The organism is Streptomyces sp. NBC_01618 (assembly GCF_045209435.1).
Taxonomy (GTDB): domain Bacteria; phylum Actinomycetota; class Actinomycetes; order Streptomycetales; family Streptomycetaceae; genus Streptomyces.
Genome location: NZ_CP109297.1, coordinates 6,537,025 through 6,561,905, shown reverse-complemented (window position 1 = coordinate 6,561,905; position 24,881 = coordinate 6,537,025). Strand labels below are relative to the sequence as shown.

27 protein-coding genes are annotated in these 24,881 nt (G+C 70.0%); 13 read left to right on the top strand and 14 right to left on the bottom strand.

The features are described from left to right. Positions 1–22 precede the first annotated feature (22 nt). Positions 23–643: a TIGR03086 family metal-binding protein gene (locus tag OH735_RS30350; protein ID WP_406384870.1), complete on the top strand. Its 621-nt coding sequence runs from the start codon at positions 23–25 to the stop codon at positions 641–643. Between the two features lie 87 nt (positions 644–730). Here OH735_RS30350 and OH735_RS30345 read toward each other — a convergent pair whose 3' ends face one another. Next, positions 731–1,414: an alpha/beta fold hydrolase gene (locus tag OH735_RS30345; RefSeq protein ID WP_406384869.1), complete on the bottom strand. Its 684-nt coding sequence runs from the start codon at positions 1,412–1,414 to the stop codon at positions 731–733. Positions 1,415–1,523: 109 nt separating this feature from the next. Between OH735_RS30345 and OH735_RS30340 the strand changes: the two genes are divergently transcribed. Beyond that, positions 1,524–2,324 (top strand): chitosanase, encoded by an 801-nt coding sequence (locus OH735_RS30340; protein ID WP_406386807.1) that lies wholly within the window; start codon positions 1,524–1,526, stop codon positions 2,322–2,324. Between the two features lie 97 nt (positions 2,325–2,421). Here the strand turns inward: OH735_RS30340 and OH735_RS30335 are convergent, their stop codons facing one another. From OH735_RS30335 to OH735_RS30300, 8 genes are all read right to left on the bottom strand, one after another. Next, complete coding sequence (locus OH735_RS30335; protein ID WP_406384867.1) at positions 2,422–3,882, bottom strand: nucleobase:cation symporter-2 family protein; 1,461 nt, start codon at positions 3,880–3,882, stop codon at positions 2,422–2,424. A gap of 238 nt (positions 3,883–4,120) precedes the next feature. Beyond that, positions 4,121–5,518 carry an 8-oxoguanine deaminase gene (locus OH735_RS30330; protein WP_406384866.1) on the bottom strand — a complete coding sequence of 466 codons (1,398 nt, stop codon included), beginning with the start codon at positions 5,516–5,518 and terminating at the stop codon, positions 4,121–4,123. A 212-nt stretch (positions 5,519–5,730) separates the two neighbouring features. Beyond that, complete coding sequence (gene pucL, locus OH735_RS30325) at positions 5,731–6,654, bottom strand: factor-independent urate hydroxylase (protein ID WP_406384865.1); 924 nt, start codon at positions 6,652–6,654, stop codon at positions 5,731–5,733. A gap of 5 nt (positions 6,655–6,659) precedes the next feature. Further along, positions 6,660–7,049: a hydroxyisourate hydrolase gene (uraH, locus tag OH735_RS30320; RefSeq protein ID WP_406384864.1), complete on the bottom strand. Its 390-nt coding sequence runs from the start codon at positions 7,047–7,049 to the stop codon at positions 6,660–6,662. Between the two features lie 5 nt (positions 7,050–7,054). Next, the gene (gene uraD / locus OH735_RS30315; RefSeq protein ID WP_406384863.1) at positions 7,055–7,564 is read right to left on the bottom strand and encodes a 2-oxo-4-hydroxy-4-carboxy-5-ureidoimidazoline decarboxylase; all 510 of its coding nucleotides are present in this window, start codon (positions 7,562–7,564) and stop codon (positions 7,055–7,057) included. Between the two features lie 192 nt (positions 7,565–7,756). Further along, the gene (locus OH735_RS30310) at positions 7,757–8,134 is read right to left on the bottom strand and encodes a helix-turn-helix domain-containing protein (protein ID WP_406384862.1); all 378 of its coding nucleotides are present in this window, start codon (positions 8,132–8,134) and stop codon (positions 7,757–7,759) included. Next, a complete protein-coding gene (locus OH735_RS30305) occupies positions 8,131–8,382 on the bottom strand; it encodes a hypothetical protein (RefSeq protein WP_406384861.1) in 252 nt (83 codons plus the stop codon). The genes OH735_RS30310 and OH735_RS30305 overlap by 4 nt, the downstream gene beginning before the upstream one ends. A 58-nt stretch (positions 8,383–8,440) precedes the next feature. Next, positions 8,441–8,617 (bottom strand): hypothetical protein, encoded by a 177-nt coding sequence (locus tag OH735_RS30300; protein ID WP_406384860.1) that lies wholly within the window; start codon positions 8,615–8,617, stop codon positions 8,441–8,443. 244 nt (positions 8,618–8,861) lie between these two features. On the opposite strand from OH735_RS30300, the gene OH735_RS30295 reads away from it, so the two are divergent. From OH735_RS30295 to OH735_RS30285, 3 genes are all read left to right on the top strand, one after another. Beyond that, positions 8,862–9,701: a TIM barrel protein gene (locus OH735_RS30295; RefSeq protein WP_406384859.1), complete on the top strand. Its 840-nt coding sequence runs from the start codon at positions 8,862–8,864 to the stop codon at positions 9,699–9,701. A gap of 46 nt (positions 9,702–9,747) precedes the next feature. Continuing rightward, positions 9,748–10,647: a 2-hydroxy-3-oxopropionate reductase gene (locus OH735_RS30290; protein ID WP_406384857.1), complete on the top strand. Its 900-nt coding sequence runs from the start codon at positions 9,748–9,750 to the stop codon at positions 10,645–10,647. 220 nt (positions 10,648–10,867) lie between these two features. Further along, on the top strand, positions 10,868–12,325 hold the full coding sequence (locus OH735_RS30285; RefSeq protein ID WP_406384856.1) for a catalase: 1,458 nt from the start codon (positions 10,868–10,870) through the stop codon (positions 12,323–12,325). Positions 12,326–12,706: 381 nt separating this feature from the next. On the opposite strand, the gene gcl is transcribed toward OH735_RS30285, so the two are convergent. Then, entirely contained in the window at positions 12,707–14,482 is a 1,776-nt protein-coding gene (gene gcl / locus OH735_RS30280) for a glyoxylate carboligase (protein ID WP_406384855.1), read from the bottom strand. Between the two features lie 352 nt (positions 14,483–14,834). Here gcl and OH735_RS30275 point away from each other — a divergent pair, with 352 nt between their 5' ends. From OH735_RS30275 to OH735_RS30265, 3 genes are all read left to right on the top strand, one after another. Then, complete coding sequence (locus OH735_RS30275) at positions 14,835–15,563, top strand: hypothetical protein (RefSeq protein WP_406386806.1); 729 nt, start codon at positions 14,835–14,837, stop codon at positions 15,561–15,563. Positions 15,564–15,598: 35 nt separating this feature from the next. After that, positions 15,599–16,153: a GNAT family N-acetyltransferase gene (locus tag OH735_RS30270; protein WP_406384854.1), complete on the top strand. Its 555-nt coding sequence runs from the start codon at positions 15,599–15,601 to the stop codon at positions 16,151–16,153. 75 nt (positions 16,154–16,228) lie between these two features. Next, a complete protein-coding gene (locus tag OH735_RS30265) occupies positions 16,229–16,450 on the top strand; it encodes a hypothetical protein (RefSeq protein WP_406384853.1) in 222 nt (73 codons plus the stop codon). A gap of 22 nt (positions 16,451–16,472) precedes the next feature. On the opposite strand, the gene OH735_RS30260 is transcribed toward OH735_RS30265, so the two are convergent. Together OH735_RS30260 and OH735_RS30255 are read right to left on the bottom strand one after the other, a co-directional pair. Next, positions 16,473–18,146, bottom strand: a complete 1,674-nt coding sequence (locus OH735_RS30260; protein ID WP_406384852.1) for an AMP-binding protein — start codon at positions 18,144–18,146, stop codon at positions 16,473–16,475. Next, on the bottom strand, positions 18,143–19,819 hold the full coding sequence (locus OH735_RS30255; protein WP_406384850.1) for an AMP-binding protein: 1,677 nt from the start codon (positions 19,817–19,819) through the stop codon (positions 18,143–18,145). The genes OH735_RS30260 and OH735_RS30255 overlap by 4 nt, the downstream gene beginning before the upstream one ends. Positions 19,820–19,966: 147 nt before the next feature. Here OH735_RS30255 and OH735_RS30250 point away from each other — a divergent pair, with 147 nt between their 5' ends. The 3 genes from OH735_RS30250 (at position 19,967) to OH735_RS30240 (ending at position 22,316) form a co-directional block, all read left to right on the top strand. Then, positions 19,967–20,809, top strand: coding sequence for a response regulator transcription factor (locus OH735_RS30250; RefSeq protein ID WP_406384849.1), 843 nt, complete (start codon positions 19,967–19,969; stop codon positions 20,807–20,809). Between the two features lie 88 nt (positions 20,810–20,897). Beyond that, entirely contained in the window at positions 20,898–21,773 is an 876-nt protein-coding gene (locus OH735_RS30245) for a DMT family transporter (RefSeq protein WP_406384848.1), read from the top strand. 117 nt (positions 21,774–21,890) lie between these two features. Then, positions 21,891–22,316 carry a cold-shock protein gene (locus OH735_RS30240; RefSeq protein WP_406384847.1) on the top strand — a complete coding sequence of 142 codons (426 nt, stop codon included), beginning with the start codon at positions 21,891–21,893 and terminating at the stop codon, positions 22,314–22,316. An 89-nt stretch (positions 22,317–22,405) separates the two neighbouring features. Here OH735_RS30240 and OH735_RS30235 read toward each other — a convergent pair whose 3' ends face one another. Beyond that, on the bottom strand, positions 22,406–22,636 hold the full coding sequence (locus tag OH735_RS30235) for a DUF6296 family protein (RefSeq protein ID WP_406384846.1): 231 nt from the start codon (positions 22,634–22,636) through the stop codon (positions 22,406–22,408). Between the two features lie 257 nt (positions 22,637–22,893). On the opposite strand from OH735_RS30235, the gene OH735_RS30230 reads away from it, so the two are divergent. Next, a complete protein-coding gene (locus OH735_RS30230; protein ID WP_406384845.1) occupies positions 22,894–23,349 on the top strand; it encodes a DUF5709 domain-containing protein in 456 nt (151 codons plus the stop codon). A gap of 171 nt (positions 23,350–23,520) precedes the next feature. Beyond that, positions 23,521–23,886, top strand: coding sequence for a nuclear transport factor 2 family protein (locus OH735_RS30225; RefSeq protein ID WP_406384844.1), 366 nt, complete (start codon positions 23,521–23,523; stop codon positions 23,884–23,886). A 181-nt stretch (positions 23,887–24,067) separates the two neighbouring features. Here the strand turns inward: OH735_RS30225 and OH735_RS30220 are convergent, their stop codons facing one another. Then, positions 24,068–24,877, bottom strand: a complete 810-nt coding sequence (locus OH735_RS30220; protein WP_406386805.1) for an ArsR/SmtB family transcription factor — start codon at positions 24,875–24,877, stop codon at positions 24,068–24,070. Between the last annotated feature and the right edge of the window lie 4 nt (positions 24,878–24,881).

The window sequence follows — 24,881 nt, the reverse complement described above, 5'->3', positions numbered from 1 at the left end:
CGCCGGAGCGGTCTACATTTTTATGGAAACACGCGCGGAGACCACACCCACGATCGATCTGGAGCCCGCGGCCCGGCAGATCACCGCCCTGCTCGACGGGATCGGTGAACAGCAGCTGGCGGGCCCGACGCCCTGTCCCGACTACACGGTCCGGGAGCTCCTCGCCCACGTGGCCGGGCTGAGCACGGCCTTCCGCGACGCGGCGCACAAGGACTTCGGCCCGACGACCGACACCGCCCCGGACGCCGCGCTTCCGGCCCTCGCCGACGACTGGCGCGAAACGCTGCCGCCGCTGCTGGACGAGCTGGTGACGGCCTGGCGCGACCCCGCCGCCCGGCAGGGCATGACCAGGGCGGGCGGTGTCGACATGCCGGGCGAGGTGGCCGCGGTGGTCGTACTGGACGAGTTGGTGATCCACGGCTGGGACCTGGCCCGTTCGACCGGCCAGAAGTACGAGGCGGACGAGGCGAGCCTGTGTGTCTCGCTGGCCATGCTGACGCCGAACGACGCCGTCCCCCGGTCCGAGACCATCTTCGGCCCGCCCGTTCCGGTCCCGGCCGACGCGCCCCTCGTCGACCGGGCCGTCGCCATGAGCGGCCGCCGCCCGGACTGGCAGCCGGGCACGTCGGCCGCGCTTCCGTAGGACCTCGGCCGCGCTTCCGTGAAAGCGCGAGCGGTTGCCGGGCGGGTGCGGGTCCGGGCGCGGGCCGAAGTCCGTACCGTCAGCCCTTCAGCTGGTGAAGAACTCCGTGATCTGCTGGGCGACCTGGCCGGGGTGGACCTCATGCACCCGGTGGCCGCCCCCGATCGTGACCAGCCGGCAGTCCGGGATCAGCGAGGCCATGTCCTGCAGCCGCCCCTGGGGCATGGTGGACTCCGGGCCGCCGGCGATCAGCAGCGTCGGCGCGACGATCTCGCCGAGCCCGGCCGCCCACTCGGGGTCGGGGTCGGACACCTGGGCCCGGATGGGAGCCACGGCAGCCCAGTCGTAGTCCACCGGCCCCTCCGGCTCGGGGGCCGGTTTCGGCTCGCTCGGGAACGGCGGCGGGGTCTCCACCAGCACCAGTCGCTCCACCCGGTCCGCGTGCTCGTGGGCGAGCAACTGCGCGACGACTCCGCCCATCGAGTGGCCGACCAGACCCACCCGGTCGAGCTCGCACTCGTCGAGGAAGCCGAGGACGTCGTCCCGCATCAGCTCCAAGGAGTACTCGTCGGGCCAGTCGCTCTCGCCGTGCCCGCGCAGATCGAGGGCGTACACCCGCCACTCCTCGCCGAGCAGGCTCCCGGCCGCCTCCCAGCTCGCGGCGGAACCGCCGAGGCCGTGCAGCATGACCACCGGCGAGCCGAAGGGGTCGCCCCAGGTCCGGTACGCCAGCCGTACGTCGCCGACATCCACAACAGACTGATCTTCCATACCCCTGACGCTACAGCCGAATGCGCGCAGACCACTCCTCGCGACGTGACAGGGTGGAGGGGTGAAGATCGTTTCCCGTCGCCTGTCCACCGCCGTCGCGGCGGCCGTCATGGCCGTCTCCGTGCTCTCCGGATGCTCGGGATCCGGGTCGGGACCGCGTGCCGGATCGGCGCCCCGGTCCGCCGGGGAAGCACCGGAATCCGGGCTCGACGATCCGGCGAAGAAGGAGATCGCCATGCAACTGGTCTCCAGCGCGGAGAACTCCTCGCTCAACTGGAAGGCGCAGTACGAGTACATCGAGGACATCGACGACGGCCGCGGCTACACGGCGGGCGTCATCGGCTTCTGTTCCGGCACCGGCGACATACTCGACCTCGTCGAGCTGTACAGCCAGCGCAAGCCGGGCAACGTCCTCGCGAAGTACCTGCCCGCGCTACGGAAGGTCAACGGCACGGACTCGCACAGCGGTCTCGACCCGAATTTCCAGAGGGACTGGGCGACCGCCGCGTCCGACTCGGCGTTCAAGCAGGCCCAGAACGACGAACGGGACCGGGTGTACTTCAACCCGGCGGTCGGCCAGGGCAAGGCCGACGGCATCGGCGCGCTGGGCCAGTTCGCGTACTACGACGCCATCGTCATGCACGGCAACGGCGACGGCGACGGCACCAGTTTCGGCTCCATCCGCAAACGGGCCCTCGCCAAGGCGAAGCCGCCGTCCCAGGGCGGCAACGAGGTCACGTACCTCAACGCCTTCCTCGACGCCCGGGTCTGGGCGATGCAGCAGGAGGAGGCCCACTCCGACACCAGCCGGGTGGACACCGCCCAGCGGGTCTTCCTGAAGAAGGGCAATCTGAACCTGGATCCGCCGCTCGACTGGAAGGTGTACAGCGACAGCTACCACATCGGCTGACGCCCCCTGGTCCCGGCTGTGGCGCGTACGGCAGCACCTGCGCAGGGTCGCCGTACGCGCCACAGCGCCGTTCCGGACGGAGCCGGGGGTGTCCGGGTCAGTGCGCGGCCGCCGGGGCCGCAGCTGCCGGACTCCGCTCCTGCTCCCGCTCCTGCCCCGACGGGTCCGGATCCGGCTTCCTGCCCAGGTGGTTGAAGACCAGGTTGAGCACGATCGCCACCACGCATCCGGTCGAGATACCGGAGTCCAGCACCACCAGCAGATCCTTCGGGAACGCGTGATAGAAGTCCGGGGCGGCGATCGGGATCAGTCCGACGCCCACGGCCGCTGCCACGATCAGCGCGTTCTCGCCCTTCTCCAGCGCGGCGGTCGCCAGCGTCTGGATCCCGCTCGCGGCAACCGAACCGAAGAGCACGATGCCCGCGCCGCCGAGGACGGGTAGCGGGACGAGCGCGATGACGGAAGCGGCGACGGGAACCAGCCCGAGCACGATCAGGATGCCGCCGCCGGCGGCCACCACGAAGCGGCTGCGGACCTTGGTCATCGCGACCAGCCCGATGTTCTGGGCGAAGGCGCTGCACATGAAGCCGTTGAAGAGGGGGCTGATGGCGCTGCCCAGGGTATCGGCGCGCAGGCCGCCCTCGATGGTCCGCTCGTCCGCCGGCCGGCCGACGATCTTTCCGAGAGCCAGCATGTCCGCGGTGGACTCGGTCATACAGACCAGCATCACGATGCACATGGAGACGATCGCGGCGATCTCGAACTGCGGTGCCCCGAAGTGGAACGGCGTCGGGAAGCCGATCAGTTCGGCGTCCTTGATGGCGCCGAAGTCGGTGATGCCGACCGGGATCGCGATCAGTGTGCCGATGACCAGCCCGAGCAGAATGGCGATCTGCTGGAGGAAGCCGCGCAGCAGTTTACGCAGGGCGAGGACGATCACCAGCGTGACCGCGGCCATGGTGATGTTGGTCATCGAGCCGTAGTCGTCGGCCATGGCGTTGCCGCCCTGGGACCATCTGAAGGCGACCGGCAGCAGCGAGACACCGATCAGGGTGATCACGGTGCCGGTGACGACGGGCGGGAAGAAGCGGACCAGTTTGCAGAAGTACGGGGCGAGCAGGAAGCCGAGCAGGCCCGCCACGACGATCGCGCCGAAGATGACGGCGATGCCGTCGTGTCCACGGTCCTTCCCTATCGCCACCATCGGGGTGACCCCGGCGAACGAGACCCCGTTGACGAACGGCAGCCGGGCGCCGATGCGCCAGAAGCCGAGGGTCTGGAGCAGGGTGGCGAGGCCCGCGGTGAACAGGCTCGCCCCCATCAGGAAGGCGGTCTCCTTGGGTGTGAGGCCCACGGCGGGCCCCACGATCATGGGCGGCGCCACCACACCCGCGTACATCGCGGCCACGTGCTGGAGGCCGCTGGTGAACATCTTCAGCGGGGGGAGCGTCTCGTCGACCGGGTGTTTCCGGTCCGCCGAGGCCGATTCGGGGATGAGGTGCGGGTCGGCATCGGGTGCTGCGTCTGCGTCGTTGCGAAACCTGGGCGTAGCTGCCACGGCGGTTCCTCCGGTCGGATACACGTCTGCGGTGACGTGGGTGTCAGGGAGGTGGTGCAAGTGGTGCGTTGGTTCAGGTGGGGCAGGTCTTGCAGCTGGTGCGGGCAGCTTTGTTCAGCGGTGCCGGGGGCGCGTGCGTACGCGCCCCCGCACCGTTGCCGTGACCCCGCTCGGGTCCACGGCGGCCGGCCGAGGGCCGTCCCCCTCGGCCGGCCGGTATCGGGGGTGCCCCGGAGCGTCAGGCTCCGGCGGCGATCCGTGCGAGGCGGCGGGCCTCGTCGCGGGTGGCGCGGGCGATGGCGTCCTCGTCCGCGGTGATCAGGTGGTTGTCCTCGACGACGGGCTTGCCGTTGACGAGGGAGAGGGTGACGGGGGCCGCGGCGCCGAAGACGAGCGCGGTCACCGGGTCGGCGATGGAGGCGTGCGCGAGGGTGTCCAGCTTCCAGAGCACCAGGTCGGCGAGCTTGCCGGGTTCCAGGGAGCCGATCTGGTCGGCACGACCGAGTACCTGCGCGCCGCCGTACGTGCCCAGACGCAGGGACTGACGGGCGTTCAGGGCCTTTTCGCGGTGGGCGCCGAGGCGGTTGATGAGGAGGGCGTTGCGCAGTTCGGTGTGGAGTTCGCCGGACTCGTTGGAGGCGGTGCCGTCGACACCCAGGCCGACCGGGACGCCCGCGGCAAGCATGTCGGGCACCCGGGCGATGCCCGCGGCGAGCCGCGCGTTGGACGAGGGGCAGTGCGCGACGCCCGTTCCGGTACGGGCGAAGGCCGCGATGTCGGAGTCGTTCATATGGACGCAGTGCGCCATCCATACGTCTTCACCGAGCCAGCCGGTCGACTCGAAGTAGTCGGTTGGGCCCATCCCGAACAGCTCGTGGCAGAACTGCTCCTCCTCCACCGTCTCCGAACCGTGGGTGTGCATGCGCACTCCCTTGCGGCGGGCCAACTCGGCGCCCTGTCGCAGCAGTTCCGTGGAGATGGAGAACGGGGAGCAGGGTGCGGCGGCGACCTGGGTCATCGAGTCGAAGGAGTCGTCGTGGTGCGCGTCGATGGTCGCCTCGGTGCCGGCGAGCGCACCGTCGAGCGTCTCGACGGCGAAGTCCGGCGGCAGTCCGCCATCCTTCACGCTGCGGTCCATGGAACCCCGGGCGAGGGTGAACCGTACGCCCATGTCACGGGCGGCCCCGATGATGACGCCGGACAGATCGCCGGAGCCCTGCGGGTAGACGTAGTGGTGGTCCATGGCGGTGGTGACGCCGCCGCGGGCCATCATGGCGAGGGAGCCCTGTGCGGCGGCGCGGACCATCGGCTCGTCGATGCGCGCCCACGTCGGGTACAGCGCGACCAGCCAGTCGAACAGGTTGTGATCGGTGGCGAGGCCGCGGGTGATCCACTGGTAGAAGTGGTGGTGCGTGTTGATCAGGCCGGGGGTGACCAGATGCCCGGTGGCGTCGATGCGGCGTACGACGTTCGCCAGGCCCTCGGGGGCCCGGCCCGCGCCGACGGACTCGATGCGGTTGCCCGCGACGACGACATGACCCGAGGCGTACTCGGTGTCGTCGGCGTCGACGGTCGCGATCGAGCAGTTCTCGATGACGATGCGTTCCACGTGCTCAGGAGCTGCCGATGCTGCCATGGTGCTTCCTCTTCTTTTCCGGCGATGCGGGCACGGCAGGACCCTAGGAGGATTTGAGTGCCACAGCCGGACGGCCGTGGGTGCCGAAATGGTGGAAGAACAGGTGAAGCAGGACCGCGGCAGGCGCTCCGGCGCCGATGCCGGAGCCCAGCCTCCGGTCCGGCCCGGTCCCCGCGCTGCTGTGTGCGGACGGGGACCGGCTCAGCGCCGCGTCAGAGGTTGGTCATGTCGACCGGGATCTGCGGCTCGATCCCGTCCCGCAGCACGGTGGCCTCGATCAGGCCGTACGGGCGGTCGGCCGCGAAATAAACCTCGTTGTCGTTCTTGAGCCCGAACGGTTCGAGGTCCACCAGGAAGTGATGACTGTTCGGCAGTGAGAACCGGATCTCGTCGATCTCGCTGCGACTGTTGATGACCCGCGAACCCATCTGGTACAGGGTCTGCTGCAGCGAGAGGGAGTACGTCTCGGCGAAGGCCTGCAGGATGTGCTTCTTGGCCTGCTCGTACGACTTCTCCCAGTTGGGCATCCGGTCGGCGTCGCTGGTCCAGTTGTAGCGCCAGGCCGCGGAGACGTCGGTGCACAGGATGCGGTCGTACGCTTCCTTGAGCGTCGTGTACTTGTCCTTGACGTAGCCCCAGAACTCCGAGTTGGTGGAGTTCATGACCGTGAGGTCCTTCAGGCCGGAGATGATCTGCCACTTCTCACCGTCGAAGGTGATCTGCGTGGTGCGCAGCTCCTGACCCTTGCGGGCGAAGGAGTGGTTGACCTCGTCCGAGCCGATGAACTTCGAGTTGTTGTCCGAGGTCGCGATGCGCTCCCAGGCGTACTCCTGGATCCGGATGCGCGCGGTCTTGATCGGCTCCTGCGTCGTCACGAAGTGGCGCGCGAGGTGGATGCCGAACTGCTCGGCGGACTCGATGCCGTGCTCCTTGGCGAACGCGAACACCGTGTTCTTGGTGGTGTCGGTCGGCAGGACGTTGGCGTTGGAGCCGGAGTAGTGGACGTCGTGCATGTCGCCGGAGAGGGCGACCGAGACGTTCAGGTCCTTGATGTGGTGGGTGTCGCCGGCCCGCGTGATCTTGACGACGCGGTTCTCTGCTTTGCCGTACTGGTTCTGGCCGAGAATCGTGGGCATGTCTGCTAGCTCCCTCGGTATACGGAGTAGCCGAACGGGTTGAGCAGCAGCGGTACGTGATAGTGCTCGCCCGGTACGACGGCGAAGGTGATCGCCACTTCCGGGAAGAACGCACCGCTGTCCCTTACGCGGGGGGCGTCCTGCTGCGCCTCGGCTTGCTTGTTGAAGAAGTACGCCTCGGTCTCGAAGTCGAGACGTACATGGGTGGTGCCCTCCGGCAACGCCGGCAGGTCCTTGCATCGCCCGTCCGCGTCGGTCGCGGAGCCGCCGAGCGTCACCCACGGCGCGTCGCTGCCACTGCGGGCGGCGAGCGTGACGGCGACGGCTACGGCGGGGCGGCCGATGCTGGTGTCCAGGATGTGCGTGGACACCGATGCGGTGGTGTCGGTGCTCAAGACCGTCACTCTCCTTCGGTTACGAGACGGGTCAGCCGGATGCGATTGATCTTGCCCAGCTCGGTGCGCACGATCTCGCGCTCCTGCTCGGGCGAGTTCCCGATCCGGGACTTCAACGCGTCGCGCATCTGCTCACCGGTGGCTCCGGTGGCGCAGATCAGGAAGACGTGTCCGAACCGTTCCTGGTAGGCCAGGTTCAGTTCGAGCATCTCGGCCTTGAGTTCCTCGGAGGCGCCGGCCATGCCTCGCTGTTCGCGGGAGGAGGTCGGGTCTCCGGGCTTCGGGCGGCCGATCGGCGGGTGAGCGGCCATCGCGTCGGCCAGATCCTCCGGCCTCAGCGCGGCCGTGGCGGCATCACTGGCGGAGAGAAGGGCTTCTGCGGTGGTGTACGGGCGTCGGGAGAGGATCACTCTTCCCCAGGCCGCACTGGCGCACACCTTGTGCAACGCGGTGGTGGCCTCGTCGTCCGCCAGGGTGTTGAACCGGGCCAGGCCCGGCGTGGAGCTCGAAGTCACGGGAGCCTCCGTGGCTGATTCTGCTGTGCGTCGCTCGGCGTCGCGTCGGTCGGGCTGCGGATAGCTAACGCCCTCCACAACACCACGTCAACACTTTGTTGAAATTACGCGACCGCAAAAAGGCCGTCGCCCGGCGCTCCGGTCGACGGCCTGGCGCGGCCTTCCACGGCCTTCGCTCACCTACAGGCTCAACTACTCACCTTTGGCGGCATTTTCCCTGTTGAGGTAGTTGTAGACGGTGAAGCGGCTGACCCCCAGCGCGCCCGCCACCGTCTCCACGCCGTGCCGTACGGAGAAGGCACCGCGTGCCTCCAGGGTCCGTACGACCGACTGCTTGGTCCTGCGGTCCAGCTCGGCGAGCGGCATGCCGTGCCGGCGCTCCATGGCGGCCAGGATGTGGTCGAGCGAGTCCGAGAGCTGGGGCAGCCGGACCGCTATGACGTCTTCGCCCTCCCAGGCCAGCACGACGTCGTCGGGTTGCGCCTGCTCGGGGCCGAGCAGCTCGGCGCCCATGGCGTCGACGAGCGGCTTGACCGCGCTGACGAGGGGGTGGTCCGCCGGTTCGGTCACTTCGAGCCCTCCCCGATCACGTTGACCTGGAGCGATACGCGCGTGGCACCGGATGCCAGGGAGCGGCGCAGCAGGGAGTCCACCGCGGTGAGCACCTCGTCCGCGCCGCCCTCCGCGGTGTTGCCGAAGGGGCCGACGTCCACGGCGTCCAGATCGGCGTTCTGGATGACCTCGCGGGCGACGACCGCGTGGGCGGGCGCCTCGTCGAGATCGAAGGGTTCGGTGGTGAACTCCACCCTCAAGCGCACTGTGCCTCCCTGGTGCGTTCGCCGCGTTCCTGTGCGCCCGCGGCCCCGGGGCCCGACCCTAACGGACGGACCCCGGGACCGTCGGGCGGCGGCTCGCCCTCAATGCCGGGACGGTCCCGGTGGACTGCGCGGCCCCCGGGGGCCGGATCGAGCCGGGCGGCGCGGGGGCCGCGGACAGGGCGGCACCGGCGAACAGGGCTTCGAGGACGGTGCGCCGGCTGGTGGCGTGGGCCATGCGAGGCACCTCGTATGGGGTCGAGTGCGGGGGTGTACGGGGGGCGAGCGCCGGGTGCACCAGCCACCCTGTCCCGGCCCGGACCCCCTCGGCAACCGGCGCATTTCCGGCCTCACCTTGCGCAACCGGCACCAAGGCACCCGGCCCGAATTCCGGGCACCCCCTTGACAGCCCTCTCAGCTCCGGGCAATCTTCCGTTACGTAGAAACTAACTTCCGCAATACGGAAGGAGCGCCAAACCCTCATGGGCTACCCGGACCAGCGCTTCGATGTGAACCTTTCGATCCTCTTCACGGAACTCCCGCTCCTGGAGCGTCCCGCGGCCGCCGCCGCGGCCGGCTTCACGGCGGTCGAGCTGTGGTGGCCCTGGATCGAGACCCCCACTCCGCCGCAGGCCGAGCTCGACGCCCTCAAGAAGGCGCTCGACGACGCGGGCACGCAGTTGGTGGGGCTGAACTTCTACGCCGGACAGCTGCCCGGCCCCGACCGCGGCGCGCTCTCCGTGCCCGGCGCGGAGTCGGACCGCTTCCGTGCCAATATCGATGTGGCGGCCGACTTCGCCGCCTCGGTCGGCTGCAAGGCGCTCAACGCGCTCTACGGCAACCGCGTCGACGGCGTGGACCCGGCGGTGCAGGACGAACTCGCCCTTCAGAACCTGGTCGTCGCCGCCCGCGCGGCCGACCGGATCGGGGCGGTCCTGCTGATCGAGACCCTCAACCAGCCGGAATCGCCGCGCTACCCCCTGGCGAGCGCACCGGCCGGCATCGAGATCGTCGACAAGGTAAACGCGGCGACAGGGCTCGAGAACGCCAAGTTCCTGCTGGACCTGTACCACCTGTCGATGAACGGCGAGGACCTCGGCCAGGTCATCACGGCGTATGCCGGGAAGACCGGCCACGTCCAGATCGCCGACAACCCGGGGCGCGGCGCACCCGGCACCGGCTCCCTCCCGCTGGAGCAGCTCCTCGACGAGCTGACGAAGGCCGGTTACGACGGCTGGGTCGGCCTGGAGTACAAGCCGGGCGACCGCCCGAGCACCGAGGCCTTCGAGTGGCTCCCGGCCACCGCGCGGGCCGCCCGTTGAAGGCGGGCAACTCCCCTCGTACACACGCTTATCGGAAGGCACCCTCATGAGCAACAACCTCCCCAAGGTTGCGTGGATCGGACTCGGCATCATGGGCTCCCCCATGTCCGAGAACCTGATCAAGGCCGGGTACGACGTCACCGGTCACACCCTGGAGCAGGACAAGATCGACCGGCTGGTCGCGGCCGGCGGCACAGGCGCGGGCTCGATCGCCGAGGCGGTCCGGGACGCCGATGTCGTCATCACGATGGTGCCCGCCTCCCCGCAGGTCGAGGCCATCGCGTACGGCCCCGACGGCATCCTGGGGAACGCGAAGCGCGGCGCGCTGCTGATCGACATGTCGTCGATCACCCCGCAGACCTCCGTGGACCTCGCGAAGAACGCTGTGGAGAAGGGCATCCGGGTGCTGGACGCCCCGGTGTCCGGTGGCGAGGCCGGTGCGATCGAGGCGGTGCTGTCGATCATGGTCGGCGGCGAGCAGGCCGACTTCGACGCCGCGCAGCCGATCCTCCAGGCGCTCGGCAAGACCATCGTGCTGTGCGGTCCGCACGGCTCCGGGCAGACGGTGAAGGCCGCGAATCAGCTGATCGTCGCGGTCAACATCCAGGCGTGCGCCGAGGCGGTCGTCTTCCTGGAGAAGTCCGGCGTCGACCTCGCCGCCGCGCTGGATGTCCTCAATGGCGGACTGGCGGGCTCGACGGTCCTGACCCGTAAGAAGGACAACTTCCTGAAGCGGAACTTCGCGCCGGGCTTCCGGATCGACCTGCACCACAAGGACATGGGCATCGTCACGGACGCCGCCCGCAATGTCGGTGCCGCGCTGCCCGTCGGCGCCGTGGTCGCCCAGCTCGTCGCCTCGCTGCGCGCCCAGGGCGACGGCGGACTGGACCACTCGGCACTGCTGCGCTCGGTCGAGCGCCTGTCGGGTCAGCCCGTCCATGCCTGATCGGCCGGGCCCCGCCGGGCCCGGCACCAGAGACTTCCGGATGGCGTCGGCGCTGACACCTGTCCTGTCGCGCCCAGGCGCCGGCGCCATCCGGAATACCAGACTCCTAATTTCAACAAACTGTTGACGCCAGGTTCGGGGCGTACTTACGCTCCTGGAGCCCCGAGCCGTCACAGTTCAGCAGCTCAGCAGCTCCCGTACGGAAGGTCGCCCCGACACCATGACGCAGCGTGTGCTTACGACCGAGTCAGGCGCCCCGGTCGCCGACAACCAGAATTCCGCCACCGCCGGCGTCGGTGGCCCGATCCTCCTCCAGGACCAGCACCTGCTCGAGAAGCTGGCCCGCTTCAACCGGGAGCGCATTCCGGAGCGCGTGGTCCACGCCCGCGGCTCCGGCGCGTACGGCTACTTCGAAGTGACCGATGACATCACGGCGTTCACCCGCGCGGACTTCCTCTCCGCGGTCGGCAAGCGCACCGAGACGTTCATCCGCTTCTCGACCGTCGCCGACTCGCTGGGCGGCGCGGACGCCGTACGCGACCCGCGCGGGTTCGCCCTCAAGTTCTATACGGACGAGGGCAATTACGACCTTGTCGGCAACAACACCCCGGTGTTCTTCATCAAGGACCCGATCAAGTTCCCCGACTTCATCCACTCGCAGAAGCGCGACCCGTTCACGGGCCGTCAGGAGCCCGACAACGTCTGGGACTTCTGGGCCCACGCGCCCGAGGCGACCCACCAGGTCACCTGGCTGATGGGCGACCGCGGCATCCCCGCCTCGTACCGTCACATGAACGGCTACGGCTCGCACACGTACCAGTGGACGAACGCCGAGGGCGAGGCCTTCTTCGTCAAGTACCACTTCAAGACGAACCAGGGCGTGCGCTCCCTCTCCAGCGAGCAGGCCGCGGAACTCGCGGGCAAGGACGGCAACTCGCACCAGACGGACCTGCTCCAGGCCATCGAGCGCGGCGTGAACCCGTCCTGGACGCTGTACGTGCAGGTCATGCCCACCGCCGAGGCCGCGGACTACCGCTTCAACCCGTTCGACCTGACCAAGGTGTGGCCGCACGCGGACTACCCGCTGCAGCGCGTGGGCCGGCTGGTCCTGAACCGCAACCCGGACAACGTCTTCGCCGAGGTCGAGCAGGCCGCGTTCTCCCCGAACAACTTCGTGCCCGGCATCGGCCCGTCCCCGGACAAGATGCTCCAGGGCCGGCTGTTCGCCTACGCGGACGCGCACCGCTACCGGCTGGGCGTCAACCACACCCAGCTCCCGGTGAACGCGCCGCGCACCGCGGTCGTCGACAACTACGGCCGCGACGGGCTGCACGCCACGCGCAACGGCGCGCGCCACGACAAGAACTACGAGCCCAACTCGTACGCGGGCCCCGCCCAGACCGACGCGGCGCTCTTTGCCCCGCTCGCGATCCACGGCTGGACCGGCACCCACGCGGCGCCCGCCCACACCAAGGACGACGACTTCTTCCAGGCGGGCGAGCTGTACCGGCTGATGTCCGAGGACGAGAAGGGCCGCCTGGTCGCCAACATCGCCGGGGGCCTCTCCCAGGTGACCCGCGACGACGTGATCGAGAAGAACCTCGCCCACTTCCACACCGCCGACGCCGACTACGGCAAGCGCGTGGAGGAGGCCGTCCGCGCCCTGCGCGAGGACTGAGCCTCCCACTGAGCCCTGCTCGCGCCGCGAATCCGGATGAGGGATGTCATGCGGCGCGGGCAGGACGAGGTCGCGGCGGTTGTGCGATGCCAGTGCGGTGGTGGGGGCTGGTGGGTCTGCTCGTCTCCTGACCTGAAGGGGACGAGCGCTTCCGGCCCGATCGCCGCCGCCGCGACCCCTGTTTTGTTTTCCCCGTGCCAGGGCGCGGAGTACGGATACGGTCCCGTACTCCGCGCCCTTCTTCGCGTGCCGGGCCGCGCCCCGGGTACCGGCCCCCTCGCCACCAGGGTTCCGTCCTCGCACGCCGGACGGGCCGGCAGCATGACCGTGGCCCCCGCCCCGGGAGTCGGGGACGGGGGCCACGGTCGGGCCGGCAGGCTGTCAGGATGCCGTCAGCGGGCGGATCGCGGTCGGGGCGTGGGACGGGTCCGTCGCGATGTCCTCGAACTCGTTGACGGACGCGATGTCCGTACCGCTCATCGCGATGTTCGTCACGCGCTCCAGAATGGCCTCGACGACCACCGGGACCCGGAACTCCGCGGCCAGCTTCTTCGCCTCCTCGAAGGCCGGCAGCAGCTGGTCCGGCTCGGTGACGCGGATCGCCTTGCAGCCCAGACCCTCGACGACCTTGACGTGGTCGACGCCGTAGACGCCGAGCTCCGGCGAGTTGAGGTTCTCGAACTCCAGGTTGACCTGGAAGTCGATGTCGAAGTTGCGCTGCGCCTGGCGGATCAGTCCCAGGTAGGAGTTGTTCACCAGGACGTGGACGTACGGGATGCGGTGCTGTGCGCCGACCGCCAGCTCCTCCAGCATGAACTGGAAGTCGTAGTCGCCGGAGAGCGCGACGACGGAGCCGTCCGGGTCGGCCGTGGCAACGCCCAGCGCGGCCGGGATGGTCCAGCCGAGCGGGCCCGCCTGGCCGCAGTTGATCCAGTGGCGCGGCCGGTAGACGTGCAGCATCTGCGCACCGGCGATCTGGGAGAGGCCGATCGTGGTGACGTACCGGGTGTCGGGGCCGAAGGCCCGGTTCATCTCCTCGTACACCCGCTGCGGCTTCAGCGGCACGTTGTCGAAGTGCGTACGGCGCTGCAGCGTGGCCCGGCGCTGCTGGGTGGACGCGGCCCACTCCGAGCGGTCCTCGAGCTTCCCGGCGGCCTTCAGCTCGCGCGCCACCTCGACGAACAGCTCCAGCGCCGCCTTGGCGTCGGAGGCGATGCCGAGATCGGGGGCGAAGATCTTGCCGAGCTGGGTGGGCTCGATGTCCACGTGGACGAAGGTCCGGCCCCGGGTGTAGACATCCAGCTTGCCGGTGTGGCGGTTGGCCCAGCGGTTGCCGATGCCGAGGACGAAGTCGGACTCCAGGAAGTTCGCGTTGCCGTAGCGGTGCGAGGTCTGCAGGCCGACCAGGCCCGCGTTCAGCTCGTGGTCGTCGGCGATGATGCCCCAGCCCATCAGGGTCGGTACGACCGGGACGCCGGTCAACTCGGCGAATTCGACGAGGAGTTCGGATGCGTCGGCATTGATGATGCCGCCGCCCGCGACGAGCAGCGGGCGCTCGGAGGCGTTCAGCAGCTCCAGGGCGCGCTCGATCTGCCTGCGGGTCGCGGCGGGCTTGTGCACCGGCAGCGGCTCGTACAGATCGGGGTCGAACTCGATCTCGGTGAGCTGGACGTCGATGGGCAGGTCGATGAGGACCGGGCCGGGGCGGCCGGTGCGCATCAGGTGGAAGGCATGCTGGAAGACGCCCGGGACCTGGGCTGCCTCGAGGACGGTCGTGGCGGCCTTGGTGACAGGCGCCGCGATCGAGGCGATGTCGACCGCCTGGAAGTCCTCCTTGTGGAGCACGGCCGTCGGGGCCTGGCCGGTGATGCAGAGGATCGGGATCGAGTCGGCGATCGCGGAGTAGAGGCCGGTGATCATGTCGGTGCCGGCCGGTCCCGACGTGCCGATGCAGACGCCGATGTTGCCCGGGCGCGCCCGGGTGTACCCCTCCGCCATGTGGGAGGCGCCCTCGACGTGACGGGCGAGCGTGTGATGAACCCCGCCGGAGGCCTTGAGGGCCGCGTAGAAGGGGTTGATCGCCGCGCCCGGCACGCCGAACGCGTTGCTGACGCCTTCGCGCTTGAGGATCTCAACTGCCGCTCGGGCAGCGGTCATTCGAGGCATTGAGTGCTCCTGCTCGGACCTGGTGGATTCGGGCTCTGTCGCGCCACCTGAGAGCACCAATTCCGCTTTGATTCCGCATCATTTCCACATTGCGGAAAATTGATTCTGTTATGCGGAAGTCAATCTAAAGCGCGGCCGGGCGGCCGTCAAGAGAGGCCGCACGCGGCGGACCGATGCGCACGCCGGTCCGCGAAGTACGCCAAGTCGCTCCCCCGGACCTCGCTCCTGGTGGACCATGGAGGTACGGAGCGGAGCCGGCCCGCATCGGTCGGCTCCGGCGCGTCGGGGCGCGCCGAGGCGGCCCGTCGCCGGGGCGCGCTCCCGGGGCCGGAGGGAGACCATGGTGGAGTCGGTGCCGGTACGCTGTCCGGCCTGCCGCCGCGTCCACGCGTACAGCACGCCCGTCTATCCGTGTCCGTGCGGGGCGCCGACCACCCCGCCCGCGCTGCGCGGCGCCCCGGTCGTACCGATCACGCACCGCACCTGGAACGACGACTGGGTGACGGTGCGCTGCCGTGGCTGCGGGCGTCTCGACCAGTGGCCGCAGCCGGAGCTGTGCTGCCCGTGCGGGACGGTGCTGCGCATACCGGTCCGCCCGGTGACGGCGCACGGCGGCACAGTCGCCCCCACCGACGGCACCCGGTCCGCCCGACCGTCCCACATCCCGCCGCCGCGCACCGCGCCGCCGCCCCGGCCGGCGTTCCGGCCACGGCCGATCCGTACCGCACGCGACGTGGTCGCCGGCGCCGCCCTGTACCTGAAGTGGCTCGGCTACCACGACGTCGCACAGCCCGCGGAGCACTCCCCCGCGCGGATCGACCTGCGGGCCACCGGGCTGATCGCCCAGGTCGACGCCACCACCCGCCCGACCGCGCTGCGCGACGTCGAGTGCCTCTGGCTGCACGCGCTGACCGCGTCCGCCAGGAGCGTGCTCTTCTCCCTCGTGGGCTACGCCGAGGACGCCGAGGCGTGCGCGGAAGGGCTCGGCGTCCCGCTCTTCACGATGGACCTCACGGGAACGCCGCAGCCGGTCAACACCCCTGCGGACGAGCTGATCAGCACCGGCGCCTGAGACCGGCCGTCATACGCGGGCGCCATACTGGCCGGATGCGTACCCGTACCGCCCGCCGCTCCGATCTTCCGCTGCTGCAGAACATCGAGCGCGCCGCCGGCGAACCGTTCCGCACGCTCGGCATGACCGCCGTCGCGGACGACGATCCGCCACCCCTCGACCTGCTGGAGGGCTACCTGCGGGCCGGCCGCGCCTGGGTGGCCGCGGACGGCGACGACCGCCCGGTCGGCTACCTGATCGCCGACCCGGTCGACGGCGCGGCCCATATCGAGCAGGTCTCCGTCCATCCGTCCGTCGCACGGCGCCGACTGGGCAGCACGCTCATCGACCATCTCGCCGGGTGGGCGGCCGACGCCCGGCTGGACGCGCTCACGCTGACGACCTTCTCCCACGTCCCGTGGAACGCCCCGTACTACACCCGCCTCGGCTTCCGTGCGCTCACGGAAGCCGAACTCACCGACGGGCTGCGGAAGATCAGGGCGGAGGAGGCGGAACACGGCCTGGACCGCTGGCCGAGGGTCTGCATGCGCCGCGAGGTCCCGCGCGCCGAGCACGACCCACACCTCAGCGGAATCGGCCGGCAACAGTGAGTGCAATCGGTCACGTTCGAGCCAGGGGCCACAAATGTTCGGACCGTTGTCAGTGGCGGGCCTTAAGGTAGGGCCATGGTTTTAACTCCACGGCAGATCCCGCTCACCAACCCGCTGCGCACGACCCGACCGACGCACCCGTCCGCCGCCAAGGCGAACGAGGCGATACGGGCATTGGTCGACGCGCGAGCCGGCCAGGACTGGTCGTCCGTGGAATCCGCCGCCTACGAGGTGCTGCTGATCGAATGGGCGGCCGCGACCCGGGGCATGGCCGGCGACATCATCGAGGCCGCCTGACCACGCCCGGGGCGATCCGGTCCTACCGGCCGTAGCGCTCCCGCAGTTCGATCTTGCGGACCTTCCCGCTGACCGTCATCGGGAAGGTCTCCAGGATCCGCAGCAGCCGCGGGATCTTGTAATGCGCCAACTGCTCGCGGCAGTAGTCCGAAACCTCGTCCAGGGTCGGCGGGTGAGCCGGGTCCTTCGGGATGACGCAGGCCAGGATCTCCTCGCCGTACGTCTCGTCCGGTACGCCCACCACCTGCACGTCCGCGATCTTCGGGTGGCCGTGGAGGAACTCCTCGACCTCCCGCGGATACACGTTCTCGCCGCCGCGGATGATCACGTCCTTGATCCGGCCGACGATCTGTACGTAACCGTCCTCGCGCATCACCGCGAGGTCCCCGGTATGCATCCAGCGTCCCGCGTCAATCGCCTCAGCGGTGCGCTCGGGCTCCTCCCAGTAACCGAGCATCACGCTGTAGCCCCGGGTGCGGAGTTCGCCCGCCGTGCCGCGCTCCAGGGTCACGCCGGTCACCGGGTCGACGACCTTGACCTCGATGTGCGGCAAGACCCGGCCGACCGTGCCGGTGCGGCGCTCCAGGTCGTCGTCGCGGCGGGTCTGGGTGGAGACCGGCGAGGTCTCCGTCATGCCGTAGCAGATGGACACCTCGTCCATGTGCATCTCGGCGACGACCCGCTTCATCACCTCGACCGGGCAGGGCGATCCGGCCATGATGCCGGTGCGCAGCGAGGAGAGGTCGTACGAGGCGAAGTCGGGAAGGTTCAGCTCGGCGATGAACATGGTGGGGACGCCGTAGAGCGAGGTGCAGCGCTCCTGCTGCACGGCGGCCAGCACCGCGGCGGGCTCGAAGGAGGGCGCCGGGATCACGATGCAGGCGCCGTGCGAGGTGGCGGCGAGGTTGCCCATGACCATGCCAAAGCAGTGGTAGAAGGGGACGGGCAGACAGATCCGGTCCTGTTCGGTGTAGGCGACCAGCTCCCCCACGAAGTAGCCGTTGTTGAGGATGTTGTGGTGGGAGAGGGTGGCGCCCTTGGGGAAGCCGGTGGTGCCGGAGGTGTACTGGATGTTGATCGGGTCGTCGCAGGACAACTCGGTTTCGCGGTCCGTGAGTTGCTGCTCCGTCACGGATGACGCGGCGGCCAGCAGCGCGTCCCAGGACGGGTCACCGATGTAGTGCACGGCGCGCAGGACGGGGCAGTCGCCGCGGACCTGGTCGACGAGGCCGCGGTAGTCGCTGGTGCGGTGCGTGAGCGAGGCGACCAGGAGCGAGATCCCGGCCTGCTTCAGCACGAACTCCAGCTCGTGCGCCCGGTAGGCCGGGTTGATGTTGACCATGATGGCGCCGATGCGGGCGGTGGCGTACTGCACGAGGACCCACTCGGGGCAGTTGACCGCCCAGATGCCGACCCGGTCGCCCTTGGCCACCCCCGACGCCATCAGCGCACGGGCCAGCTCGTCGACCGACGCGCCGAATTCGGCGTACGTCCAGCGTCGCCCCGACGCGACGTCGACGAGCGCCTCGCGTTCACCGAAGGCCGCGACCGCACGGCCGAGATTGCCCCCGATGGTGTCGCCGAGCAGCGCCGTGGTGCCGGTGCCGTGCGCGTAGGACAGTTCCTGGGCCCGAGGATGCCCGCCCGCTCCGGCGGCACCGGCACCGGCCCCTTGCGCGTGGGACAGCTCGCTCATCGCAGATCCCCCTCGTCGTACTCGGTGCCGGCGCCCCGGGCCGTGCGCTCGCGCAGTTCGATGCGGCGGATCTTGCCGGAGACGGTCTTGGGCAGCTCGGCGAACTCCAGCCGGCGGACCCGCTTGTACGGGGCGAGGACCGCCCGGGAGTGCTCGAACAGGACCTTCGCCGTGTCCGGTCCGGGCTCCCAGCCCTCCGCGAGCACGACGTACGCCTTCGGCACGGCGAGCCGTACCGGGTCGGGTGCCGGGACGACGGCCGCCTCGGCGACCGCCTCGTGCTCCAGCAGGGCGCTCTCCAGCTCGAACGGCGAGATCTTGTAGTCGGATGCCTTGAAGACGTCGTCGGCGCGGCCGACGTAGGTGATGTAGCCGTCCTCGTCGCGGGAGCCGATGTCACCGGTGCGGTAGTAGCCGCCGGCCATCGCCTGCGCGGTCCGGTCCGGGTCGCCGTGGTAGCCGGTCATCAGGCCCACCGGGCGGTACGACAGGTCGAGGGAGATCTCTCCCTCGACCGCGCCGGGCTCGCCGGTGACCGGGTCGAGGAGCTCGACCTTGAAACCGGGGCTGGGCCGTCCCATCGAACCGGCCTTCAGCAGCTGCCCCGGGGTGTTGGCGACCTGGACGGCGGTCTCCGTCTGGCCGAAGCCGTCCCGGATGGTGACGCCCCAGGTGCGCCGCACCGTCTCGATGACCTCCGGGTTCAGCGGCTCACCGGCCGCCACGACCTCGCGCGGCGGGGTCTTCAGCTGGGAGAGGTCCGCCTGGATCAGCATCCGCCAGACGGTGGGCGGCGCGCAGAAGCTGGTGACGCCCGAGCGGTCCATCTCGGCCATCAGCCGGCCCGCGTCGAAGCGGGTGTAGTTGAAGATGAAGACGGTCGCCTCGGCACTCCAGGGCGCGAAGAGGTTCGACCAGGCGTGCTTGGCCCAGCCGGGCGAGGAGATGTTGAGATGGACGTCCCCGGGCTTGAGGCCGATCCAGTACATCGTCGACAAGTGGCCCACGGGGTAGGAGACATGGGTGTGCTCGACGAGCTTGGGGCTGGCGGTCGTCCCCGAGGTGAAGTAGAGCATCAGCGGTTCGTCGGCATCGGTCTCCCGGTCCGCCTCGAAGGTCTCGGGCTGCTCGTCGGCGCCGCTGTACGACAGCCAGCCGGGCACGTCCGCGCCGACCGAGATCCGGGTGTAGTCGCCGGGCACCTCGTCGAACTTGGCGGTGTCGGCGTCCCGGACCAGGGCGTGCCGGACCCGGCCGCGCTCCACCCGGTCGCGCAGATCTACCGGGCCGAGGAGCGGGGTGGCGGGGATGACGACGGCGCGCAGCTTCATCGCGGCGAGGGCCGTCTCCCACAGCTCGACCTGGTTGCCGAGCATGACGAGGATGCGGTCCCCGGCCCGGACACCCTGCGAGCGCAGCCAGTTCGCGGCCTGGTTGGAGCGGGCGGACATCCGGGCGAAGGACACCTCGGTGCGGCCGCCGTCCTCCTCCACGATGTGCAGGGCGGTGCGGTCGTTGTTCTCGGCGATGGCGTCGAACCAGTCGAGCGCCCAGTTGAAATGGTCGGTCCGGGGCCAGCGGAAGCCCTCGTAGGCCGCGTGGTAGTCCTCGCGGTGCTGCAGCAGAAAGTCCCGGGCGGCCCGGAACGTCTCCGTCGCGCTGGTTGCCGACATGTGCCCTCCTCATTGCGGACCGGACCGGTCGTTTAACATCATGTAAACAGTGACCCAGGTCTCACCACCCCCGAACGGGGGTGGTGCGGCGAGCGGGGGCCCTGGAGCCTGCCGGAGCCGGGCAGGACCGGGCAGAGAGGCGGCAGCGTGCCGGAATCCGTCGACGCGGTGGAAATACAGGCGGCGCTGCTACGGCTGCGCCGGACCAGTGGGCTGCCCGTGGCCTTCGGGGGGCTGCTGTCGGATTCCCGTCATGCCCGGATAGCCGAGCTGAACGGGGCGCAGACGACCGCGCTGCGCGGACTCGTCATCTCGGCGGGCAGCGGGCTCGGCGGCAAGTCGATCGCCCTGTCCCGGCCGTGCGCGGTGACCGACTACCGCTCCTCGCGCCACATCAGCCACGAGTACGACCTGGCGGTTGCGGCGGAGGGCCTGCGCTCGGTGCTCGCGGTGCCCGTCGTCGTACGGCGCAAGGTGCGCGGCGTGCTGTACGGGGCGCTGCGCGAGCCGGTCACTCTCGGGGACCGTACGTTCGACGCGGCGATGGCCGCGGCCCGCGATGTGGAGCAGGCCCTGGTCGTACGGGACGAGGTGCAGCAGCTCCTGGCCGTGACCCGGGAACAGGTCACGGACCCGAGAGCGGCGCCGGAGGCGTGGGAGGACGTCCGCGAGGCCCATCGCGAACTGCGTGCCCTGGTCCCGAAGGTCGTCGACCCGGCACTGCGCGACGATCTGCTCGCGGTGTGCGGGCTGCTCGCCTCGGCGTCCGGGACCCGCGCGCCGAAGGCCCGCGGGGTGCACCTGGCGCCGCGCGAGGTGGACGTGCTGGCCTGTGTGGCGGCGGGGACGACGAACGCGGTGGCGGCGGAGCGGCTGGGGCTGCGGCCGGAGACGGTGAAGGGGTATCTGCGTTCGGCGATGCGCAAGCTGGGGGCGCACACCCGGCTGGAGGCGGTGGTGGCGGCGCGGCGCGCGGGGCTGCTGCCGTGATCCCGGTGCTGCCGGACTCGTGACTCCCCGCCATGCCGCCACGCCGCCGCACCCCGGATCGTGGGCCCTCCGCCCGCATCATGGGTCGGTGATCAGCGTCCTGTTCGCCATCCTGACCGCACTCAGCAACGGCGCGGCCTCCGTGCTCCAGCGCCGCGCCGCCCGCACCGTACCCGACACCGAGGCGATGCATCTGTCGCTGATCGGGCACCTGCTGCGCCAGCGCATGTGGCTCGCCGGTATCGGCCTGGTGATCGTCGCAGCCGTCTGCCAGGCCGTGGCGCTGGCCACCGGGCCGATCGCGGTGGTCCAGCCGATCTTTGTGATCGAACTGCCGGGCGCACTGCTCATGGCCGGCTTCGTGATGCGGGTCCGGCTGCCCCGGCCGACCTGGTACGCGGTGGCGGCCGTGACCCTGGGCCTGGCCCTGGGCATGGCCTCCGCGGCCCCGGGCGGCGGCAGCGCGTCCGTGCACGGAACGGCCTGGGTGCCGACGCTGGTCCTGACCGGCGTCTTCGAGGCCACGCTGATCGGCGCGGCCCTGAGCACCCGCGGCAACCCCCGGGGCACACTGCTCGGCCTCGCCGCCGCATGCGGATACGCGCTCACGGCCGCGCTCATGAAGGACGCCATGGCACAGCTCGAAGCGGACGGCGGCGGAGCGGTGGCGCTCCTGACGTCCTGGCAGCTGTACGCGACCGCCGCGGCCGGAGTGGGCGCGCTGTTCCTCCTCCAGAACGCGCTCCAGGCGGGCACGCTGGTGGCCGTCCAGCCACCGCTCACCCTCGGTGACGCGCTGATCAGCGTCCTGTACGGGGTGACGCTGTTCGGCGAGCATCTGCGCACCGGCTGGTGGGTGCTGCCCGAACTGATCGCCCTCGCCCTGATCGCCGTGGGCTGCGTCGAGCTGGCCCGCTCCCCACTGGCGTCCGGAACCGCGCCGCCGGCACCCAGGGTCAAGTGACCCGGAATCCTGGCGATCGCCCGGACCGGGTCGCGCCGCCCGGACGCACGGGGCTATTCTCCGGTCGAGCCATGCGTGGCGACGGGCAAGGGGCCCGATCATTTCCTGGGGGTTGGTGTGGTTACTGGTCGTGTGGTGCGGTTCGACGGCGCACGGGGATACGGTTTCATCGCGCCCGATCACGGCGGCGAGGACGTCTTCCTCCACGTGAACGACATGTTGATCCCGGAGTCCTACGTACACACGGGTACGGCGGTCGAGTTCGAGATCGAGGACGGTGACCGCGGACTGAAGGCGTCGTCCGTCCGGCTCGCCGAGGGGCCCGACGGGAAGCCGCTGACGCCTCCGAGGCCCGTCGCGGTCCATGGTTCCGGGTCGGCGGACGACGACACCCTGTGCGATGTGCTCAGCGCGTCCGAGTACACCAAGGAGGTTACCGACCTCCTGCTGGAGTCGGCGCCGACACTGACGGGCGCTCAGATCCTGCAGATCCGGAGCGGGTTGCTGCAGTTCGCCAAGAACCACGGCTGGACCGAGGGCTGACGGCCCCGCTCCCGACGGAGCCGTGAACATCCCGGGGCCGGTCCGGCCATGACCCGCCGGACCGGCCCCGGGACGGGCCCGTGAGCGGCTCAGACCCTCGATTCACGCACCACCAGTGGGGTGCCGAGCACCTGGTGTCCGCCGGTGGCCAGCATGCGCACCTCTCCGCGGTCGCTTATCTCCGCACGCACGATTCCGGTCTCGTCCTCGTAGATCGGGTACCCGCCCGCGCCCGACTGCGCCGTACGCCGAACAGTCACCGTGTCGTCCTCCACGGCGGACGCCTGAAATACCAGCTCGTAGCTCTCCGGGTAGTCCATGGCGATTCTCCCGATACGGATGGGGCAGGGCATGGTTCAGCCTGCCACTTCCATGGTCCCCCAGACCGGCCCCCGGCGCCCGGTCTGGCGGCCCACGGCTGCGGGCTCATGCCCGGGCAACCTATCCTGAACCCATACGGGCGGTTCGACGGCATCAGGGCGCATATCGCACATATACCGCACGTACGCCCCCTTTCCCCCGAGTCGCGTGTGCGCCATGCACGACCGGGATCCTCGAGACCGGGAAGGGACTGACCATGAAGGATGGCGACATGGGAGACGATGTCTACCAGCCCCAGGAACCGGAGGCCTCCGATCCCACCGAGCAGCTCGACATCGAGGACACCCTGGACAACCGGGTGGGGCTGAACGACCTCCTCGACGAGGGCTACTCCCCGCCCGAACGACCATGGGCGGTGGAGGACCAGGGCACCACGGCCGCCGAACAGCACAGCGGCGAGCCGCTGGAGAGCCGTCTGGCCCGGGAACTGCCGGAGGTCACCGAAGCCGCGGGGGACGACGTGGGGGACCTGTCCGACGGTGACGGCGAGCTCTGGGACGCGGAGGTCGGTACGGTACGCGCCGGCCGTCTCACCCGGCAGCTGGACATCAACGAGCCGGACACGCTGACGGCCGAGGACGTCGGGATCGACGGAGCGGCGGCATCGGCCGAGGAGGCCGCTATGCACGTCGTCCGGGACAGCCAGATCTGAGGAGGCGGCTCTTTCTTCCTCCTGCACCGATGCCCGGCAGCCCTTCCGTTCCCCTGCCCTGCCGCATGACCTCGGAGGTAATCGACGCCTTTCTCGGCGTCGGACATCGTGTTCCTCACCAGCACACGGGAGCCCGGCCCAGGAGCCGGGACGCGAGGAGGGGACAGCACGATGACCGCATACGAGGACGCCGTTCAGCGTTACTTCGCCGCCTGGAACGCGGCCACCGCCGAGGACTTGGAGAAGGCCGTGGCGGCCGCCTTCACCGAGACCGCCACCTACACCGACCCGCTGGCCGATGTGCGCGGCCACGAGGAGCTCACGGCCACGATCGACGGGGCCCATGAGCAGTTCCCCGGATTCGAGTTCCGGCCGACCGGCACCCCGGACGGGCACCACGACATCGTGCGCTTCAGCTGGGAACTGGTCTCCACCGACGGCTCGGCGCCCGTCGCCGGGTCCGACGTGCTCAGGCTCGCCGACGACGGACGCATCGCTTCGGTCAGCGGCTTCCTCGACCGGGTACCCGGAGCCTGATCCCGGGGCCGGATCCCGGAGCCTGATCCCGGGGCCGGAGCCCGGGGCCTGATCCCGGAGCCTGACCCCGGAGCCTGACCCCGGAGCCTGCCCCCGGAGCCGGAGCCGGACCCGAGTCCGATCCCCATGGCGTCCGGGAGGCCGAGCCGCCCCCCGGACCGCCTCGTCATCGAGCGGCTCCTCAGCCCTGCCCGTCGAGGACCTTCCCGCCCTCCAGAAGGGTCTTGAGCGCCGAGAGGATCATGATCCAGCCGCCGCTGACGCCCTCCAGCATCTTGCTGTCCGGGCTGTCGAACCCGTCGTGGGTGATCGTCAACTTGACGCCCATCCCGGGCACCTCGGCCGGCTCGATGTCGAAGGTGACCTTCGACCGTTCCTGAACGGCCTTCTCCCACGCCTCGTCCGAGGCGAAGCCGAACATCTCGCGGTGCATGGGCTGCAGGGTGTGCCAGGTGTACGAGAGCCGCTTGCCCGGCTCCGCCACCAGGACCCGCTGACCGACCTCCTCGAACTCGCCGTCCGGGGACATCTTCCAGCGGACCGGTGCGCCGACCTCCCACGTGGACTCGGGGCCGTGACCGACCATGTACATCTTGATGAACTCGGGGTCGGTCAGCGCCTGGTAGAGCTTCTCGGCGGTGGTCTGGATGTAGATGACGTAGACGAACTCGGGCTTGTCCATGGCCGTTCCTTCCAGGGTCTGCTTGAGGTGGGACAGTGCACTCAGGCGGTGGCGTTCGTATCGGCCGATCCAGCGGTCGGCGACCTCCTGGATGGGCACCGGGTTGAGGTAGTGCAGCTTCTCCCGGCCCCGACGTACCGCGGTGACCAGCAGCGCCGATTCGAGCACCGCGAGGTGCTTGCTCACCGCCTGCCGGCTCATGTCCAGGCCCTCGCCCAGCTCCCGCAGGGTCTGGCCGCCCCGCGCATTGAGCCGGTCGAGGAGCTCCCGGCGGCTCGGATCGGCGAGCGCCTTGAATATCGCGTCCATCGTC

What these genes read in the sequence shown, in the direction of transcription:
- OH735_RS30260 (WP_406384852.1), bottom strand. Translation starts at nt 18,146, where the DNA reads ATGAGCGAGCTGTCCCACGCGCAAGGGGCCGGTGCCGGTGCCGCCGGA.
- OH735_RS30225 (WP_406384844.1), top strand. Translation starts at nt 23,521, where the DNA reads ATGACCGCATACGAGGACGCCGTTCAGCGTTACTTCGCCGCCTGGAAC.
- gcl (WP_406384855.1), bottom strand. Translation starts at nt 14,482, where the DNA reads ATGACCGCTGCCCGAGCGGCAGTTGAGATCCTCAAGCGCGAAGGCGTC.
- OH735_RS30220 (WP_406386805.1), bottom strand. Translation starts at nt 24,877, where the DNA reads ATGGACGCGATATTCAAGGCGCTCGCCGATCCGAGCCGCCGGGAGCTC.
- OH735_RS30270 (WP_406384854.1), top strand. Translation starts at nt 15,599, where the DNA reads ATGCGTACCCGTACCGCCCGCCGCTCCGATCTTCCGCTGCTGCAGAAC.
- OH735_RS30255 (WP_406384850.1), bottom strand. Translation starts at nt 19,819, where the DNA reads ATGTCGGCAACCAGCGCGACGGAGACGTTCCGGGCCGCCCGGGACTTT.
- OH735_RS30295 (WP_406384859.1), top strand. Translation starts at nt 8,862, where the DNA reads ATGGGCTACCCGGACCAGCGCTTCGATGTGAACCTTTCGATCCTCTTC.
- OH735_RS30290 (WP_406384857.1), top strand. Translation starts at nt 9,748, where the DNA reads ATGAGCAACAACCTCCCCAAGGTTGCGTGGATCGGACTCGGCATCATG.
- OH735_RS30345 (WP_406384869.1), bottom strand. Translation starts at nt 1,414, where the DNA reads ATGGAAGATCAGTCTGTTGTGGATGTCGGCGACGTACGGCTGGCGTAC.
- OH735_RS30340 (WP_406386807.1), top strand. Translation starts at nt 1,524, where the DNA reads ATGGCCGTCTCCGTGCTCTCCGGATGCTCGGGATCCGGGTCGGGACCG.
- OH735_RS30230 (WP_406384845.1), top strand. Translation starts at nt 22,894, where the DNA reads ATGAAGGATGGCGACATGGGAGACGATGTCTACCAGCCCCAGGAACCG.
- OH735_RS30350 (WP_406384870.1), top strand. Translation starts at nt 23, where the DNA reads ATGGAAACACGCGCGGAGACCACACCCACGATCGATCTGGAGCCCGCG.
- OH735_RS30300 (WP_406384860.1), bottom strand. Translation starts at nt 8,617, where the DNA reads ATGGCCCACGCCACCAGCCGGCGCACCGTCCTCGAAGCCCTGTTCGCC.
- pucL (WP_406384865.1), bottom strand. Translation starts at nt 6,654, where the DNA reads ATGCCCACGATTCTCGGCCAGAACCAGTACGGCAAAGCAGAGAACCGC.
- OH735_RS30235 (WP_406384846.1), bottom strand. Translation starts at nt 22,636, where the DNA reads ATGGACTACCCGGAGAGCTACGAGCTGGTATTTCAGGCGTCCGCCGTG.
- OH735_RS30330 (WP_406384866.1), bottom strand. Translation starts at nt 5,518, where the DNA reads ATGGCAGCATCGGCAGCTCCTGAGCACGTGGAACGCATCGTCATCGAG.
- OH735_RS30285 (WP_406384856.1), top strand. Translation starts at nt 10,868, where the DNA reads ATGACGCAGCGTGTGCTTACGACCGAGTCAGGCGCCCCGGTCGCCGAC.
- OH735_RS30265 (WP_406384853.1), top strand. Translation starts at nt 16,229, where the DNA reads ATGGTTTTAACTCCACGGCAGATCCCGCTCACCAACCCGCTGCGCACG.